The organism is Bacillus sp. P4_D3 (assembly GCF_056401855.1).
On sequence record NZ_JBFUIN010001011.1, the window covers coordinates 1 to 950 of the forward strand.

Annotated in this window: 1 protein-coding gene and 1 pseudogene; both read left to right on the forward strand. The window is 31.7% G+C overall.

Annotated elements, in window-relative coordinates; genetic code table 11:
• A pseudogene (locus AC1DTM_RS28785) lies at positions 1 to 365 on the forward strand (sodium-dependent transporter); the annotation flags it as partial.
• Between the two features lie 37 nt (positions 366 to 402).
• On the forward strand, positions 403 to 950 hold a 548-nt coding region (locus tag AC1DTM_RS28790), incomplete at its 3' end, for an alpha/beta fold hydrolase (RefSeq protein WP_477001519.1).

Sequence of the window (950 nt, forward strand, 5' to 3'; positions counted from 1 at the left end):
TTTCAGCATTAGCAAATGGCGAGCAAGAAAGAAGAAATAAACTATCATGGATCATCGGTTTCTGCATTTTCCTAGTAGGTATACCATCTGCGTTATCATTTGGAGTATGGAGTGATATTACGATTTTTGGGAAGAATATTTTTGATGCGATAGACTTCTTATCTAGTAATATATTAATGCCACTCGGAGCATTATTTATTAGTATTTTCGTATCATTCAAAATGGAAAAGAAAGTGTTAGAAGCTGAATTTTTTATAGGTGGAAATTACGGAAAGATAGTATTTACTATCTGGGCATTTTTACTTCGATTTGTAGCACCACTTGCGATAGTTATCGTATTTTTAAATGTAATAGGGATTATTTAAGTTTAAATGTTATAATATTCAGTAAAAAAAGAAGGTGATGATAATAAAAACAAATTTGATTGAAGTTGGGAAATATATGAACATTAGAGGGAAAAAGCTATATGTTGAAACACATGGAAGTCCTAAAAATAAACCAGTATTATATTTGCACGGCGGACCAGGAGAGAGCTGTTATGATTTTTCATTTCATCAAGCGGAACGATTAAAAGAATCATTGTATGTAATTATGTTAGACCAACGAGGAGTTTGTCGTTCGGAAGTAATTACTGAGGAAGAACCTTTTGGACTAGGTGATTTAATTCAAGATTGTGAAGAACTAAGAAAAGTATTAAAAATTGATAAATGGTCTGTAATAGGACATTCTTTCGGTGGGTATTTAGCATTGTTATATGTAGCGATGTATCCAAATTCAATAGAGAAAATAATATTTGAAGGTCCGACTTTCGATTTTGCATTAACAAGTAGAGCTTTGTTACAAAAGACAGGAGATTTATTAATAAAGTATGGAAAAGAAGAAGCAGCAGAAGAGTGCCTAGCTTATTCATCTAGTAATGCTAGTTCAGAAAAATTGCTAGAAGCTTATAT